15 protein-coding genes and 1 pseudogene are annotated in these 15,720 nt (G+C 69.1%); 6 read left to right on the top strand and 10 right to left on the bottom strand.

Going from position 1 to position 15,720, the window contains the following annotated elements:
* Positions 1 to 123 precede the first annotated feature (123 nt).
* Complete coding sequence (locus tag NL1_RS30120) at positions 124 to 543, bottom strand: DUF1707 SHOCT-like domain-containing protein (RefSeq protein ID WP_067846413.1); 420 nt, start codon at positions 541 to 543, stop codon at positions 124 to 126.
* Positions 544 to 751: 208 nt separating this feature from the next.
* Between NL1_RS30120 and NL1_RS30115 the strand changes: the two genes are divergently transcribed.
* Positions 752 to 1,837, top strand: coding sequence for an S-(hydroxymethyl)mycothiol dehydrogenase (locus NL1_RS30115; RefSeq protein ID WP_067846426.1), 1,086 nt, complete (start codon positions 752 to 754; stop codon positions 1,835 to 1,837).
* Positions 1,834 to 2,460: an MBL fold metallo-hydrolase gene (locus NL1_RS30110; RefSeq protein WP_067846410.1), complete on the top strand. Its 627-nt coding sequence runs from the start codon at positions 1,834 to 1,836 to the stop codon at positions 2,458 to 2,460. Before NL1_RS30115 ends, NL1_RS30110 begins: the two co-directional genes overlap by 4 nt.
* A 28-nt stretch (positions 2,461 to 2,488) precedes the next feature.
* Here NL1_RS30110 and NL1_RS30105 read toward each other — a convergent pair whose 3' ends face one another.
* From NL1_RS30105 to NL1_RS37930, 8 genes and pseudogenes are all read right to left on the bottom strand, one after another.
* A complete protein-coding gene (locus tag NL1_RS30105) occupies positions 2,489 to 2,938 on the bottom strand; it encodes a DUF350 domain-containing protein (RefSeq protein WP_067846407.1) in 450 nt (149 codons plus the stop codon).
* A 39-nt stretch (positions 2,939 to 2,977) separates the two neighbouring features.
* Positions 2,978 to 4,144: a glutathionylspermidine synthase family protein gene (locus tag NL1_RS30100; protein WP_067846404.1), complete on the bottom strand. Its 1,167-nt coding sequence runs from the start codon at positions 4,142 to 4,144 to the stop codon at positions 2,978 to 2,980.
* Complete coding sequence (locus NL1_RS30095) at positions 4,144 to 4,851, bottom strand: hypothetical protein (RefSeq protein ID WP_067846401.1); 708 nt, start codon at positions 4,849 to 4,851, stop codon at positions 4,144 to 4,146. Before NL1_RS30095 ends, NL1_RS30100 begins: the two co-directional genes overlap by 1 nt.
* A 31-nt stretch (positions 4,852 to 4,882) precedes the next feature.
* Positions 4,883 to 5,191 (bottom strand): acylphosphatase, encoded by a 309-nt coding sequence (locus tag NL1_RS30090; RefSeq protein ID WP_067846398.1) that lies wholly within the window; start codon positions 5,189 to 5,191, stop codon positions 4,883 to 4,885.
* A gap of 119 nt (positions 5,192 to 5,310) precedes the next feature.
* On the bottom strand, positions 5,311 to 5,778 hold the full coding sequence (locus tag NL1_RS30085; RefSeq protein ID WP_067846395.1) for an OsmC family protein: 468 nt from the start codon (positions 5,776 to 5,778) through the stop codon (positions 5,311 to 5,313).
* Positions 5,779 to 5,895: 117 nt separating this feature from the next.
* Positions 5,896 to 6,567, bottom strand: coding sequence for a response regulator (locus tag NL1_RS30080; protein ID WP_174553486.1), 672 nt, complete (start codon positions 6,565 to 6,567; stop codon positions 5,896 to 5,898).
* 605 nt (positions 6,568 to 7,172) lie between these two features.
* A pseudogene (locus NL1_RS30075) lies at positions 7,173 to 9,650 on the bottom strand (ATP-binding protein); the annotation flags it as partial.
* Positions 9,651 to 9,721: 71 nt separating this feature from the next.
* Complete coding sequence (locus NL1_RS37930) at positions 9,722 to 9,880, bottom strand: hypothetical protein (protein WP_156095127.1); 159 nt, start codon at positions 9,878 to 9,880, stop codon at positions 9,722 to 9,724.
* A 42-nt stretch (positions 9,881 to 9,922) separates the two neighbouring features.
* On the opposite strand from NL1_RS37930, the gene NL1_RS40345 reads away from it, so the two are divergent.
* Genes NL1_RS40345 through NL1_RS30055 form a run of 4 tightly spaced genes read left to right on the top strand, consistent with a single transcriptional unit; the run spans position 9,923 to position 15,102 of the window.
* Complete coding sequence (locus NL1_RS40345; protein WP_218024508.1) at positions 9,923 to 10,390, top strand: potassium-transporting ATPase subunit F; 468 nt, start codon at positions 9,923 to 9,925, stop codon at positions 10,388 to 10,390.
* Complete coding sequence (gene kdpA, locus NL1_RS30065) at positions 10,391 to 12,061, top strand: potassium-transporting ATPase subunit KdpA (protein WP_067846392.1); 1,671 nt, start codon at positions 10,391 to 10,393, stop codon at positions 12,059 to 12,061.
* A 1-nt stretch (position 12,062) separates the two neighbouring features.
* Positions 12,063 to 14,216, top strand: a complete 2,154-nt coding sequence (gene kdpB / locus NL1_RS30060) for a potassium-transporting ATPase subunit KdpB (protein WP_067846389.1) — start codon at positions 12,063 to 12,065, stop codon at positions 14,214 to 14,216.
* Position 14,217: 1 nt separating this feature from the next.
* Positions 14,218 to 15,102, top strand: coding sequence for a potassium-transporting ATPase subunit C (locus NL1_RS30055; RefSeq protein ID WP_067846386.1), 885 nt, complete (start codon positions 14,218 to 14,220; stop codon positions 15,100 to 15,102).
* An 87-nt stretch (positions 15,103 to 15,189) separates the two neighbouring features.
* Here NL1_RS30055 and NL1_RS30050 read toward each other — a convergent pair whose 3' ends face one another.
* Positions 15,190 to 15,711, bottom strand: coding sequence for a hypothetical protein (locus tag NL1_RS30050; protein WP_067846383.1), 522 nt, complete (start codon positions 15,709 to 15,711; stop codon positions 15,190 to 15,192).
* Positions 15,712 to 15,720: the final 9 nt, after the last annotated feature.

Here is a 15,720-nt window from a genome sequence, read left to right as displayed (position 1 = left end):
CCCAGACCCACCGCGACGGCCGCGTACGAGGCGGCATCCGAGGACGGGTATGCCGCCGAGCCGCCCGAGCGCAGCTATCCGCCGCCGGCGCCCGAGCGGCGGCGCGCGCACCGCTACCTGTGACTACCCCGCGCGCTTGCAGGCGCGGCCCGATTCCCAGCCGGTGAGCATGCGAAACGCCAGCACCGCGCCCCACGGACCGATGACCCAGACCGGCCAGGGGTAGGTGAATTCACCGACGCCGATCGAGATGGCGGCCCAGATGACCAACACCAGGATGCTGACGCCGAGCCAGCTGCCGCCCTCGATGCGCTGCCACAGCGGGATCCGCGGCTTCGGCTGCGCGACGGACTCTTTCGTCAGTTTCGGCAGGTCGCTGAGCACCAGTTGCAGATCGTCGCGGGTGGCGGTGCCGTAGACGCGCGCGACCCGCTGGTCGTATTCGGCCAGGTCGAGGCGACCGTCGGCCATGTGCCTGCCGAGCAGCCGCACGACCTGGTCGCGTTCGGCATCGGAGGCGCGGGTACCGGGCGAGATGTCCATGCCAGTTCCTATCGACGATTCCACCCTCCACAGTGGAATATTGAACCCAGCGTGCGCCTTCCAATGTGGAATGTCAACCCCGGCGTCGAACATCACTCCGGGCACGCGCGGGCTTCGGCCGAACTTCGTCCGACAGCGCCCGTCGACGGCGCACCGGCGGCAAGATGGACCGGGTGCCAACGGCGGCATGCGAACAGAGGAGGGATTCGTGTCCGAAACCGTGCGCGGCGTCATCGCCCGAGCCATCGGCGCCCCGGTCGAAGTGGTCGACGTGGTCATCCCCGATCCCGGTCCGCACGATGTGGTCGTGCGAGTGCAGTCCTGTGGTGTCTGCCACACCGACCTGCACTATCGCGAGGGCGGCATCAACGACGAGTTCCCGTTCCTGCTCGGCCACGAGGCGGCGGGCGTGGTGGAAACCGTCGGCGCCGCCGTCACGCACGTGGCCACGGGCGATTTCGTCGTGCTGAACTGGCGGGCCGTCTGCGGCGAATGCCGCGCCTGCCGACGCGGACGCCCCTGGTACTGCTTCGCGAGCAACAACGCGAGCAAGAAGATGACCCTCACCGACGGCACCGAGCTCAGCCCGGCGCTGGGCATCGGCGCCTTCGCCGACAAGACGCTGGTGCACGAAGGACAGTGCACCAAGATCGATCCCGAGGCGGACCCGGCCGTCGCGGGGCTGCTCGGCTGCGGCGTGATGGCGGGCATCGGCGCCGCCGTGAACACCGGCAACGTCTCGCGCGGCGACACCGTCGCGGTGATCGGCTGCGGCGGGGTGGGCGACGCCGCCATCGCGGGTGCCCGGCTGGCAGGCGCCCGCACCATCATCGCGATCGACCGCGACCCGCGAAAACTGGCCTGGGCCACCGACTTCGGCGCCACCCACACCGTCGACGCGAGCGCCGAGGACGTGGTAGCCCGCATTCAGGAACTCACCGACGGCTTCGGCGCCGACGTGGTGATCGACGCGGTCGGCCGCCCGGAGACCTGGAAGCAGGCCTTCTACGGCCGCGACCTGGCGGGCACCGTGGTGCTGGTCGGCGTCCCCACACCCGACATGACGATCGAGATGCCGCTGATCGACCTGTTCTCCCGCGGCGGCGCGCTCAAGTCCTCCTGGTACGGCGATTGCCTGCCGGAGCGCGACTTCCCCGTGCTCGTCGACCTGTACCGGCAGGGCAGGCTGCCGCTGGACCGGTTCGTCACCGAGCGGATCGCGCTCGACGAGGTGGAGCGGGCCTTCACCGCCATGCACACGGGCGAGGTGCTGCGCTCGGTGGTGGTCTGGTGAGCGCGCGCATCGACCACGTGGTCACCTCCGGGACCTTCTCCCTGGACGGCGGCACCTGGGCGGTCGACAACAATGTCTGGCTCATCGGCGACGACAGCGAGGTGCTGGTGGTGGACGCGGCGCACGACGCCGATGCCATCGCGGCCGCGGTCGGCGGGCGGCACGTCGTCGCGGTGCTGTGCACGCACGGCCACAACGACCACGTCACCGTCGCGCCGGAGCTCGGCGATCGCTTCGACGCACCCGTCCTGCTGCATCCCGCGGACGAGCCGCTGTGGCGGATGACCCACCCCGACGCCGGCTACCGTTCGCTCGCGGGCACCGCGCGGATCTCGGTGGCGGGCACCGAGATCGAGATCCTGCACACGCCGGGCCACTCGCCCGGCTCGGTCTGTCTCTACCTGCCGGAGCTGCACGCGCTGTGCACCGGCGACACGCTCTTCGCCGGAGGTCCCGGCGCGACCGGCCGCTCCTATTCCGACTTCGACACCATCATCGATTCCATCCGTGACCGGCTGCTCACGCTGCCCGAGGAGACGACGGTGCACACCGGGCACGGCGAGGGCACCACCATCGGCGCCGAGAAGCCTTCGCTGGCGGACTGGATCGCCCGCGGCCACTAGACCCGACCGACGGTCACCTTCGGTCCCGTCAGAGGATGGCGACGGCCACCACAAGGCCGAGCGCGAAGTGGGCCGCCGCGACCACGAGTACCTCGATGGTGAATTTTTCCGCGTGCAGTGCGGCTCCGATGTCGATGCCGAGCACGCGCTCGACGACCCGCACCGAGATCACCTGGGCGATGATGCCGACCAAACCGAACACCAGCGCGGCGATCAGCCCCTCGGCGAGCTTGCCGCCCGCCGCGAAGATCGCGAGCACGACGATGAACGCCATGCTGAGCATGCCCGCCGCCGTGACGATGATCGCGTTGGGCTTGCCCTCGGCCACCAACTTGCGTAGGGCGCCCGGGGTGGTCAGGTCGATGGCGTAGAAGCCGACGAGCATGAGCACGAGGCCGACAAGGGCGTAGAGGATGATCGCCCCTACGCCTTCGCCGAGCGCGCTCCAGTACCCCGATTCGAGGGCGACTGCGGTCATCGTGGTCCTTCCGGAAATGTTCGGTGCGGGTGGAGTGGTCTATTCGGTCGGTATGCGGTGCGGAACGAACGCCGCGCCGTCGTCGGTGATCAGCCCCGCGGTCTCCCGGATGCCGAGGCCCGCGGCGGTATCGCCGACGATCCAGGCGCCGAGCACCGGCCGCATCTCGTCGAATTCCGGGAGCGGGTCGAGCAATTGGTACACGAAGCCCTCGGCGCCGTAGACGCCGCCGGTGGCGGTCTCCAATCCCGCGCCGACGATGGTCATGTTGGCGCCCTCGCGGCCCAGCTTGGGTTTGCGGATGTACTCGGTGAGCTCGTTGGGCTGATCGAGGTAGGCGGGCAGCAGATTCGGGTGCCCGGGGTACATCTCCCACAGGATCGCGAGGATCGCCTTGTTGCTGAGCAACGTCTTCCACAGCGGCTCGATCCACATGGTCTGCGGCAGGCTCTGCACCACGCGCTTGCCGAAATCGTCGTCGAGCACCCACTCCCACGGGTAGAGCTTGAAGACGGACTCGATCGGAGCCTCGGCCAGATCGACGAAACGCTCCAGCTCCGTGTCGAATCCGATCTCCTCGATGGGCAACGCGATGGTATCGAAGCCCGCCTCGGCCGCGGTCTCCTGCATATAGGCCGTCGTGACATTGTCCTCGCCGGTGGCGTCGGCCGAGGACCAGGTGAAATGCAGTTGTGGTGAGGGCAACTGGTCGCGCAGCTCACCCCAGCGCTCGACCAGCTTCTCGTGCAACGAGTTCCACTGGTCGTCGTCGGGGTGGAGCGCGGTCAGCCAGTGCCACTGCACGATCGCCGCCTCCAGCAGCGAGGTCGGCGTATCGGCGTTGTACTCCAGCAGTTTCGCCGGGCGGCGCGCGTCGTAGCGCAGATCGAAGCGGCCGTAGACGTGCGGGTCACTGCGGCGCCAGGATTCGGCGATCGGCTCCCAACTCCATTCCGGCAGACCGAAATCCCGGAACCGTTCGGTGAGCACGACGTGCTCGACGGCGTTCAGGCACATCGAGTGCAGCAGTTCGACGTCGGCCTCGAGCGCGAGGATCTCCGCCATGTCGAACTCGTAGTGCACCGATTCGTCCCAGTACGGGCGCGGCAGGCCGCTCGCGTCGCGGCCCGGCGCACCGTAGACCAGTCCCTGCCCCTCGATGATCTGCTGCCAGTCCTGGCGCGGCGTGCCGCGGACGCGACGCATCAGGAGCCACCGCCGCCGGTGCTCTTGCTGCCGAGTCCACCGCGCTGGATGGTGGTGCCCGACTTGGTGGTGATCTGTGCCCCCTTGGGTTTCAGCGTGGAGCCGCCGACGGGCGGCTTGCCGACGGTGTTGTTGCCGCCGTAGTAGTAGCGGTACTGCGCGCCGCCGCCGTAGATGATGATCGGGCCGCCGTGGCTGTGCGAACTGCCGCCGCCGCTGTCGTCGACGAAGCCCGCCGTGCCCGGCGTGCAGTACTTGTCCTCGACGACGATCTCCTGGCCGTTCTCGTTCTTCACGCAGTAGGCGGTGACGTCGTCGGGCGCGGTGAGCGCGCGATATGCCAGATAACCGCCGCCGACGAGTCCCGCGACACCGACCACGGCGATGCCGCCGATCAGCACGCGCTTGCGGGTGCGCTTCTTGGCCTCGGCCGCCGCCTCCGCCGCGCGCTTCTCCTCGGCGGCGCGCTTGCGCGCCTTGTCTCTGGCTCGCGCCTCGGCAACGGTCGGCGGTCGGGGCTTGGTGACGCCGGGCTCCTGGCGCTGGACGCTGCCCGGCCGCGGACCCTGCGGGGGCGGGCCCGGCTCGCTCGGCCCCGGCAGGTCAGGCGGCTCGGGCACGTTCAGCTCGGGGGTGGTCCACTCCGGCGGCTCGGCGGGCTCGTCGGGACGCCGTTCATTCCCGTCGCCCGGGTTCTGCGTGCTCACCGATCCCTCCCCATGCCCTTCGGATCCACCACTAGCGCTCCTCGAATCCGGTCAAATCACCCCGCGGAGGCTCCCAGCTTTCCACAACCAATGTCACCCGGCCAGGTGTATCGCCCGATCGCAGCAGTTCCAGCAAACGCTCGCACGCCGCGCGGGTGCCCTCCGCGATCACGTGTACCCGGCCGTCGCGGGCGTTGCGCGCGGATCCGACCAGGCCGAGTTCGAGCGCGCGCGACCTGGTCCACCAGCGGAAACCGACGCCCTGCACCGTGCCGTGCACCCAGGCGCCGAGCCGGGCCCGGTCGGTGGATGCGGCCGCGCCGTGCGGAGTTTCAGTCATTCGCTCAGGATGCCGTACCGTCGCCCGCGCGCGCCGCAGGGGGCCGGGTACGGCGAACGCCCGGCCGCACATCGGTGCGGCCGGGCGCTCGGAGTCGGTGCGTACCTCCGACGTCGCGGTCAGGAGTCGATATCGAAGGAGAGGGTGACCTTGGTACCCGCCTTCAGCGTGCGGCCCACGGTGCACACCTTGTCGATGGCGCGCTGCACGGTGACCAGCAGCCGCTCGCGCGCCTCCTCGTCCAGTTCGCTCAGGTCCAGCTCGAACGCCTCGTCGAGCTGCGGGTAGACCTCGTTCTCCCGGTCGGCGTCGCCCGCGACACGGATGGTCGCGTCGAAGTTGTCGCCCAGCTTGCGCGAGAGCGCGAAGTCCGCGCTCAGCCCGGAGCAGGCGGCCAGCGCGATCTTCAGCAACTCGCCGGGGGTGAACACACCAGGCACGCCCTGCGATCCGATCAGCACTTCGGCGCCGCGCGAGCTACGGCCGGTGTAGGCACGGGTGCCGGTGCGCTCGACCCAGAGGGTGGTCGGTTCCACGGTGGTCGATGCCGTGGTGCCGGTCGCAGGGGCAACGGTTGGTTCAGCCATGGGTTCGATCCTGCCATCTTCGTTTGGAACGGCTCACGCCTGCCAACAGCGCGCGTGCGGACGCCATTCCTGACTGCGATCCCGGCCACACTCACGACTCGACGCTGTCATACGCCGTCAGACCTGGAAGCGATACCCCATACCCGCCTCGGTCAGCAGGTGCTTCGGCCGCGAGGGATCGTTCTCCAGCTTGCGCCGCAGCTGCGCGAGATAGACCCGCAGATAGTGGGTTTCGGTGGCGTACGACGGACCCCATACCTCGCGCAGCAGCTCCTTGCGGCCGACGAGTTTGCCCTTGTTGCGCACCAGCATCTCGAGCATCCCCCACTCGGTCGGGGTGAGATGGACGGGCGCTCCGTTCTTGGTGACCTTCTTGGCGGAGAGGTCCACGGTGAACGACTCGGTCACCACCACCGGATCGGCCGTCTCGCCGTCGGTCGCCCCGCGGCGCACGGCGGCGCGCAGCCGGGCCAGCAGCTCGTCCATGCCGAACGGCTTGGTCACATAGTCGTCGGCGCCCGCGTCGAGCGCCTCCACCTTGTCGGCGGAATCGGTGCGCGCCGAGAGCACGATCACCGGCGCGCTGGTCCAGCCGCGCAGTCCGCCCAGCACCTCGATGCCGTCCATGTCCGGCAGCCCGAGGTCGAGGATCACGACGTCGGGGTGCTTGTCCGCGGCCGCGCGTAGTGCGGCCGCCCCGGTGCCCGCGGTGATGACCTCGTAGCCGCGCACCGACAGGTTGATCCGCAGCGCGCGCACGATCTGCGGTTCGTCGTCGACCACGAGCACCTTGGTCGACGGAGCCTTTGCCGATTCGGCCTCCGGCCTGTCCTCGTTCACCGCGAGTTCCCTTGCAGCCCAGTCTGCTTCGACACCTTCCACCACCTTGGTCATCCGTGTGCGCCCCCGGCCCGCGCCGAGTCCTTGCCGTTCCTGCCATCCTCCCCCGCGCCGACCCGCTCCTCCGAAGCCGCGCCGGACGACGCGCGCCCGATCCCGGCGTCGGACCCGCGCCACTCGATCGCCTCGGTCTCTCCACCCGCCGTGGGCACAGTTCCTCCATCCGCCGCTGACACAGTCTCTCCGGCAGGGTCACCGCCCGCCAACGCCCGATCGCCGCTCCGCTCCGACGCTCCGCCTGACCCATCGCCGTCGCCCGCCGCAGGCACAGTGGCACCGTCCACCGCGTGCACAGTCCCTCCGCCCGGGGTGGACACAGTGTCGTCGCCCGCCGCTGGCACAGTGTCGCCGCTCGCCGACGCCCGATCGAGACTCTGCCCCGGCGCTTCGCCGGATCCTTCTCCCTTGCTCGCCGTAGGCACAGCGTCTCCACCCGCCACGAGCCCGGTGTCCGCGCTCGCCACCGCACTTCCCACCGTGACGGCCGGATCCGCCGCGGGCAGGTCGACCAGCATGGTCAGCCCGCCGCCGGGGGTGGGTTCGGCGTGCACGACGCCGCCCATCGCCTCGACGAAACCGCGCACCACCGAGAGGCCGAGCCCGACGCCGGTGGTGTTGTCCCGGTCGCCCAGGCGCTGGAACGGCTCGAAGAGCTGCTCCTCCGCGCCGGGCGGCACCCCGGGTCCGCGGTCGACCACCGCGATCGCGACGTGGTCGCCTGCGGGTTCGGCGGTCACCCGGACGGGGGTGTCGGGCGGTGAGTGGCGAATCGCGTTGTCGATCAGATTGGCAAGCACGCGCTCCAGCAGACCCGCGTCGGCCAGCACCGACACCTCGCCGACGGATACCTCCACCCGATTCATCGCGGCGCGGCGCAGGCCGCGGGCGCCCATTCCGACGCTCACCAGGGCGCGGTGCGCCACCTCGTCCATGTACACCCGCCGCAGCTGCGGGCTCACCACGCCGACGGCCAGTCGCGAGGAGTCGAGCAGGTTGCCCACCAGCGCGGTCAGCTGGTCCACCGATTCCTCGATGGTCTCCAGCAATTCGGTGGTGTCCTCCGGCGAGAACTCGATGTCGTCGCTGCGCAGACTGGACACCGCGGCCTTGGCCCCGGCCAGCGGCGTCCGCAGATCGTGGCTCACCGCCGAGAGCAGCGCGCGGCGCAATCGGTCGGCCTCGAGCAGCGCCGCCGCGGCGCTTGCTTCCTCCGCGAGCCTGGCCTGACGTACCAGCCCCGCCGCCTGGTTGGCCACCGCGTTCAGCACCAGCAGGTCGGCCGCGTCGAGCGTATGCCCGGTCAGCAACAGCAGGCTGGTGCCGTCTCCCGCCTCGATGACGGTGTCGGCCGCGCTCGGCTGCCCTGGCGGTTCCAAACCAACCTCCGCGACGACGGTCTCGCCGTACATCATGCTCACCGCCCGCAGCCCGAACGTCTCCCGCACCTGCTCGAGCAGATTGGGCAGATCCGCGCCGTGCAGCACGGCACCCGCGAACATGGTCAGCAGCTCGGCCTCGCGAGAGGCCTTGCGCGCCTGCCGCGTTCGTTTGGCGGCGACGTCGACCAGCGCGGCCACCGCGAGCGCGACGAACAGCATCACCACCACGGTGACGAAGTTGTCCGGTTCGGCGATGGTCAGGCTGTAGCGCGGATCGGTGAAGAACCAGTTCAGCAACAGACCCGACAGCAGCGCGGAGAACGAGGCGGGCAGCACGCCGCCGAGCAGCGCGACCGCGAGGACGCCGATGAAGAACACGGCGCTCAGACCGCCCAGCTGGAGGAAACCGTCCAGCACCGTGGCGCTGAGCGCACACACCAGCACCGGAACCAGGATCGCGGCGGGCCAGGCCAGCGCAGGCTGCCGCGGCACCAGCGCGCGCCAGCGCATGCCGCGATGAGCCTCCTCGTGGGTGACCATGTGCACGTCGATCTTCCCGGAGCGCTGCACGACGGAGGAGCCGATGCCCTCGTCGAAGATGCGCGCCCACCGGGAACGGCGCGAGGTGCCGAGCACCAGCTGGGTCGCGTTCACCTCGCGGGCGAACTCCAGCAGCGTGTTCGGCACGTCGTCACCGGTGACGGTGTGCAGCGAGGCGTCCAGGCTGGCGGCGAGTTCGCGCAGCCGGGCAAGGCGCTCGGTCGACACGCCGGCCAGCCCGTCCCCGCGCACCACGTGCAGGACGACGAGATCGGCGCTCGATTTCGTCGCGATCCGGCTCGCCCGGCGCACGATCGTCTCCGATTCCGGCCCGCCGGTCACCGCGACGACGACGCGTTCGCGCGCCTCCCACAGCTCGGTGATGTGGTGGTCGGCACGGTACTTCGCGAGCGCGGCGTCGACCTGATCGGCCAGCCACAGCAGCGCGAGTTCGCGCAGCGCGGTCAAGTTCCCCGGCCGGAAGTAGTTGCGCAGCGCGGCGTCCACTTTGTCGGCCGCGTAGACGTTGCCGTGGGAAAGCCTGCGGCGCAGCGCTTCCGGCGTGATGTCCACCAATTCCACCTGTTCGGCGCCGCGTACCACGGCGTCCGGGACCGTCTCGCGCTGCTGGATCCCGGTGATCCGCTCGACGACGTCGTTGAGGCTCTCCAGGTGCTGGACGTTGACCGTCGAGATGACGTCGATGCCCGCGTCCAACAGCTCCGCGACGTCTTGCCAGCGCTTCTGGTTGGCACTGCCCGGGGTGTTGGTGTGTGCGAGTTCGTCCACCAGCACGACCGCGGGCGCACGGCGCAGCACCGCGTCCACATCCAGTTCCTGGAAACGCGCACCGCGGTACTCGATGATCTTCGGCGGAATCCGCTCGATACCCGCCAGCAACTCCCCGGTCTTGGCCCGGCCGTGCGTCTCCACCACCGCGGCCACCACGTCGCGGCCGCGCTCCAGCCGCCGGTGAGCCTCGCCGAGCATGGCGTAGGTCTTGCCGACACCCGGCGCGGCGCCGATGTAGATGCGAAGCCGACCGCGTTTCACATGTCCATCATCGCGCGTTCGAGCAGCCACGCCGCGAATCCTTCGGATCAGACGTCGCGCCGCGTCGGCCCTCACGCATCGATGCCCGCCACTGCGTTCCCCGACCGAGCGCGCCGCGCGTCGACGGTTACCCGCCGTGGCGACGCGACCTCGCCGCGCGGCGCGAACGCGCGAATGACCAGCGCGCAGCACACGAATCCGAGCAGCACCGCGACGGTGACGGTGGACATGGCGATCCTCTCCACGAACAGGCAGGGCGCCGGTTGCGCTGGATGCCCCGCCTGACCGGCTACTCCACGAATACCGCCGGCACCGCCCCCGACCGCGGATCTTTACGTTCTCTTGACGTCAACGCCCCCGTCCTTGACGCCATCCTTGCCCGGACCGGAGCACATCCTGACGAATCATGGATCTCCCATGAGCAGCAGCGTCCGTCCACGCTCCCCGTTAACGGACCGTCAATGCCGCGCCGTGGGGCGCTAAGAACTCGTCAGGGAGGCAGCGGCGACCCCGATTCGGCGCTGTACTCGCTGTGCGCTCCGCACCCTGGAGCCGCAAGGAGGTCGGAAAGTCATGTCTGTCGTGGTGTTCACGGCGCTTACCGTCGCGGTGTTCGCACTGCTGGGGCTGGTTCAACGAGGGGTGGAGAAGCTGTGACCGCGAACCTGATCGGTCTCGTGCTCGCCGTCCTCGTCGCCGTCTACATGGTCGCGGCCCTGCTTTTCCCCGAGAGGTTCTAGGTGAACTCGACAACCGCGGGGATCGTCTTCGTGGCGTCCCTTGTCCTCGCGCTGGCCTTGGTGCACGTCCCACTCGGCGACTACATGTACCGCGTCTACTCCAGCGCCAAGCACTCCCGTGCGGAGCGCCTGATCTACCGCGCCATCGGCGCGAAACCGGAAGTCGAGCAGACGTGGGGCGTCTACGCCCGCAGTGTGCTCGCGTTCTCGGCGGTCGGCATCCTGTTCCTGTTCTTCTTTCAGTTGATCCAGGGCAAACTGCCGCTGCACCTGAACGATCCCGCCACCGAGATGACACCGGCGCTGGCCTGGAACACCGCCGTCAGCTTCGTGACGAACACCAACTGGCAGAACTACTCCGGCGAGTCCACCCAGGGCCACCTGGTGCAGATGGCCGGGCTCGCGGTGCAGAACTTCGTCTCGGCCGCGGTGGGCATGGCGGTCGCGATCGCGCTGGTGCGCGGCTTCGCCCGCAGGCACACCAGCGACCTCGGCAACTTCTGGGTCGACCTGGTGCGCGGCACGCTGCGCATCCTGCTGCCTATCGCGTTCGTCTTCGCGATCGTGCTGGTGGCGGGCGGTGTCATTCAGAACTTCCAGCTCCACGATCAGGTCGCCCAGACGATCACGGGCGCGCAGCAGACGATCACCGGAGGCCCGGTCGCCAGCCAAGAGGTGATCAAGGAACTCGGCACCAACGGCGGCGGCTTCTACAACGCCAACTCCGCCCACCCGTTCGAGAATCCGACGACCTGGACGAACTGGATCGAGATCTTCCTGATCCTGGTCATCGCCTGCTCGCTGCCGCGCACCTTCGGTCGCATGGTCGGCAGCACCAAGCAGGGCTACGCGATCGTGGCGGTGATGGGCACGATCGCGCTGGCCAGCATCGCGCTGACCAACCTGTTCCAGCTGCAACACCACGGCACCGTGCCGACGGCCATCGGCGCCGCCACCGAGGGCATGGAAACCCGCTTCGGCGTGTCGAATTCGGCTACCTTCGCCGCCTCGACCACGCTCACCTCCACCGGCGCCGTGAACTCGTTCCACGATTCCTACACCAGCCTCGGCGGCATGATGACGATGTTCAACATGCAGCTCGGCGAGGTCGCGCCCGGTGGCGTCGGCTCCGGCTTGTACGGCATGCTGATCCTCGCGGTGATCACCGTCTTCGTCGCCGGCCTCATGGTCGGTCGCACCCCGGAATACCTGGGCAAGAAGATCACGCCGCGCGAAATCAAGCTGGCCGCTTCGTATTTCCTCATCAGCCCGCTGCTGGTGCTGACGTTCACCGCGATCGCCATGGCGCTGCCGGGTCAGCGCGCGAGCATGCTGAACGGCGGGCCACACGGCCTGTCGGAGGTGCTGTACGCGTTCAGCTCGGCCGCCAACAACAACGGCTCCGCCTTCGCGGGCCTCACCGGCAACACCGAGTGGTTCAATACCGCGCTCGGTCTGGCCATGGTGCTCGGCCGGTTCCTGCCGATCATCTTCGTGCTCGCGCTCGCCGGATCACTCGCCAAGCAGGGCACCACGCCCGCGTCGATCGGCACGCTGCCGACCCATCGCCCGCAGTTCGTCGGGCTGGTGGTCGGCGTGACCGTGGTCCTGGTCGCGCTCACCTTCCTGCCCGCGCTCGCGCTCGGGCCGCTCGCCGAGGGAATCCACTGACATGACCAGTACCGCAACAGAACCGGCCACCCACACGGAGGCCGCACCGGAGCACACCGAGCACAAGGTGGCCTCCGGGGTTCTCGACCCCGCTCTGCTGCTGACCTCGCTGCCCGATGCCGTACGCAAGCTGGATCCGCGCACGCTGTGGCGCAATCCGGTGATGCTGATCGTCGAGATCGGTGCCCTCTGGTCGACCGTGCTCGCGATCGCCGATCCGAGCGTGTTCGCCTGGGCCATCGTGGTGTGGCTGTGGCTCACCGTGCTGTTCGCCAATCTGGCCGAGGCGGTCGCCGAGGGACGCGGCAAGGCTCAGGCCGACACGCTGCGCAAGGCCAAGACCGACACGGTGGCGCGCCGCCTCGTCGACTGGGCGCCCGGCGCACGGGTGGTCGAGGAGCGGGTCGCCGCACCGGAGCTGCGCCGCGGCGACCACGTGGTGGTCGAGGCCGGCCAGGTGATCCCCGGTGACGGCGACGTCGTCGAGGGCATCGCCTCGGTGGACGAGTCGGCCATCACCGGCGAATCCGCCCCCGTCATCCGTGAATCCGGCGGCGACCGTTCCGCGGTCACCGGCGGCACCACCGTGCTCTCGGACCGGATCGTCGTCCGGATCACCCAGGAGCCGGGGCAGAGCTTCATCGACAAGATGATCGCTCTGGTCGAGGGCGCGAGCAGGCAGAAGACCCCGAACGAGATCGCGCTGAACATCCTGCTCGCCGCGCTCACGATCATCTTCGTGTTCGCCGTCGTCACCCTGCAGCCGATGGCCATCTTCGCGAAGGCGAGCTTCCCCGGCGTGCCCGACACGGCGGCGCTCGACGTCAACGGCGTCACCGGGATCGTCATGGTCGCGCTGCTGGTCTGCCTGATTCCGACCACCATCGGCGCACTGCTGTCGGCGATCGGCATCGCGGGCATGGACCGCCTGGTGCAGCGCAACGTGCTCGCCATGTCCGGCCGCGCGGTCGAGGCCGCGGGCGATGTGAACACGCTGCTGCTGGACAAGACCGGAACCATCACCCTCGGTAACCGGCAGGCCTCGGAATTCGTTCCGATGCCCGGCATTTCGGACGACGAACTCGCCGACGCCGCGCAGTTGTCCAGTCTCGCGGACGAAACACCCGAAGGCCGTTCGATCGTGGTGTACGCCAAGCAGGCCTACAACAAGCGCGAACGCACCCCCGGCGAGCTGACCGGCGCGACCTGGGTGGAATTCACCGCGCAGACCCGCATGTCGGGCGTCGACCTCGCCGACGGACACCAGCTGCGCAAGGGCGCGGCGAGCGCGGTGACCGAATGGGTGCGTAGCTCGGGCGGTGCGGTGCCCGACGAGGTCGGCGTGATCGTCGACGGTATCTCCGCCTCCGGCGGTACCCCGCTGGTCGTCGGCGAGATCAAGGACGGCACTGCGCAGCTGCTCGGCGTCATCCACCTCAAGGACGTGGTGAAGCAGGGCATGCGGGAGCGCTTCGACGAGATGCGCAGGATGGGCATCCGCACCGTCATGATCACCGGCGACAATCCGTTGACCGCCAAGGCGATCGCGGACGAGGCGGGCGTCGACGACTTCCTCGCCGAGGCCACCCCCGAGGACAAGCTCGCCCTGATCAAGAAGGAACAGGACGGCGGACGTCTGGTCGCCATGACCGGCGACGGCACCAACGACGCCCCCGCTCTGGCCCAGGCCGACGTCGGCGTCGCGATGAACACCGGCACCTCGGCGGCCAAAGAGGCCGGCAACATGGTCGATCTGGACTCCGATCCGACCAAGCTCATCGAGATCGTGGAGATCGGCAAGCAGCTGCTCATCACGCGGGGCGCGCTGACCACGTTCTCGATCGCCAACGACATCGCCAAGTACTTCGCCATCATCCCGGCGCTCTTCGTCGGGCTGTTCCCCGGCCTGGACCTGCTCAACATCATGCGGCTGGCCAGTCCACAGTCGGCGATCCTCTCGGCGGTGATCTTCAACGCGATCGTCATCGTGGCGCTGATCCCGCTGGCGCTGCGCGGCGTGCGCTATCGCCCGTCGCACGCGTCGAAACTGTTGAGCCGCAACCTGACCGTCTACGGCCTCGGCGGCATCGTCGCGCCGTTCATCGGCATCAAGCTCATCGATCTCGTCGTCCACCTCCTCCCCGGGATGTCCTGAAATGCGTATGTCCACTTGGATCCGTCAGCATCTGGCCGCGCTGCGTGCCCTGCTCGTGCTGACCGCGATCACCGGAATCGTCTATCCGCTGGCGGTTTTCGCGGTCGGCCAGCTGCCGGGGCTGAACGAGAAAGCCGACGGCTCGCTGCTGACCTCGGAAGGAAACGTGGTGGGCAGCAGCCTGATCGGCCAGTCGTTCACCGACGCCGACGGCGCCGCACTCACCCAGTACTTCCAGAGCAGGCCGTCCGCCGCGGGCGACGGCTACGACCCGCTGTCCACCGCGGCGAGCAATCTGGGCCCCGAGGACATCGTGGACCAGAACGTCTTCGACCCCGAGGGGCGCGCAAGCCTGCTGACCACCGTGTGCGCGCGAAGCAAGGAGATCGGCGACCGTGAGGGGGTCGACGGTTCCCGCCCGTTCTGCACCAGTGACGGTGTCGGCGCGGTGCTCTCGGTGATCGGGCCGCGCGATGCCGACGGCGAGGTCTCGCGTCCGGTCCAGGTGATCAGCGTGAACCAGGCGTGCCCGGCGGTGCCCTTCGTCGACGCCTACCACGGGGTTCAGGTCCAGTGCGCCGAGCCCGATATGGACTACTCGGTCGGTCGTATCGTGCCGATTCTCGGCGACGCCCCCGCCGACCCGGTCGTGCCCGCCGACGCGGTCACCGCCAGCGGCAGCGGCCTCGACCCGCACATCTCCCCCGCCTACGCGGAGCTCCAGGTGCCGCGGATCGCCAAGGCACGCAACATGTCCGAGGAGCAGGTGCGTGAGCTCGTCGCGTCACACACCCAAGACCGAACCCTCGGGTTCCTCGGAGAGGCGCGGGTCAACGTGGTCGAGCTGAACCTCGACCTGGACCGCACCCATCCCTTCAGCGGCTGAGCCTCGGCTCACCACCGTCGAGGACAGCCCCCGTGCTTCAGCGCGGGGGCTGTCCTCGTTTCTGTTGTCACACCGTGGTTTCTGGCGTCACGCCGTGGTTCGGGCGGTCAGGTCGTCCAGCAGGATCATGACCTCGCCTTCCCGCTTCACGACCTCGGTGAGCCGGATCTTCAGTGCGAGGAACTCGGCGTCGGCGATCGCCTCGGCCGGTTCGTGCCCGAGGCGCTGCCACTCGGGGTCCGCGGTGATGCGGCCGAGCGCCAGCTCTCGCTCGCCCTCGACGCTGCCGAGGCGCGCGGACACCTGAATCGATGCGTGCGGCGAACGCACCCACAGGTTCACCACCGCCAACCGTCCGGCGATCGAGAACGATTGCCCCGGTTTGGCCACCAGCTCGACCTCGAGGTCGGGGGTCGCGGTGCGGACCAGCAGCACGAGTGCGCGGTGGTCCGAACCGGCGGCGCCGTCGGCGTAGATGCCGGGCGTCTTGCTCGGCGCGCCCTCGGCGAACGTGGTGAGGTGTGTCAGGCTCGCCCCGTTCCCGTCGAGGTCCCACTTGTCCTTGTTCTCGAAGTCGTCAAGCAGCACCTCGACCGATGCGTCCGACACCCGCGTCCC

It is taken from the genome of Nocardia lijiangensis NBRC 108240 (assembly GCF_001613045.1).
Lineage (GTDB): Bacteria > Actinomycetota > Actinomycetes > Mycobacteriales > Mycobacteriaceae > Nocardia > Nocardia lijiangensis.
Note: the sequence above shows the minus strand (reverse complement) of the source record. Positions and strands in the feature narration are given on the sequence as shown.

Bases quoted from the DNA above. Each gene is read 5' to 3' on its own strand.
- NL1_RS30055 (WP_067846386.1), top strand. From the start codon at position 14,218: ATGCGTATGTCCACTTGGATCCGTCAGCATCTGGCCGCGCTGCGTGCC.
- NL1_RS30085 (WP_067846395.1), bottom strand. From the start codon at position 5,778: ATGGCTGAACCAACCGTTGCCCCTGCGACCGGCACCACGGCATCGACC.
- NL1_RS30105 (WP_067846407.1), bottom strand. From the start codon at position 2,938: ATGACCGCAGTCGCCCTCGAATCGGGGTACTGGAGCGCGCTCGGCGAA.
- NL1_RS30100 (WP_067846404.1), bottom strand. From the start codon at position 4,144: ATGCGTCGCGTCCGCGGCACGCCGCGCCAGGACTGGCAGCAGATCATC.
- NL1_RS37930 (WP_156095127.1), bottom strand. From the start codon at position 9,880: ATGTCCACCGTCACCGTCGCGGTGCTGCTCGGATTCGTGTGCTGCGCG.
- NL1_RS40345 (WP_218024508.1), top strand. From the start codon at position 9,923: ATGCCCCGCCTGACCGGCTACTCCACGAATACCGCCGGCACCGCCCCC.
- NL1_RS30090 (WP_067846398.1), bottom strand. From the start codon at position 5,191: ATGACTGAAACTCCGCACGGCGCGGCCGCATCCACCGACCGGGCCCGG.
- kdpB (WP_067846389.1), top strand. From the start codon at position 12,063: ATGACCAGTACCGCAACAGAACCGGCCACCCACACGGAGGCCGCACCG.
- NL1_RS30120 (WP_067846413.1), bottom strand. From the start codon at position 543: ATGGACATCTCGCCCGGTACCCGCGCCTCCGATGCCGAACGCGACCAG.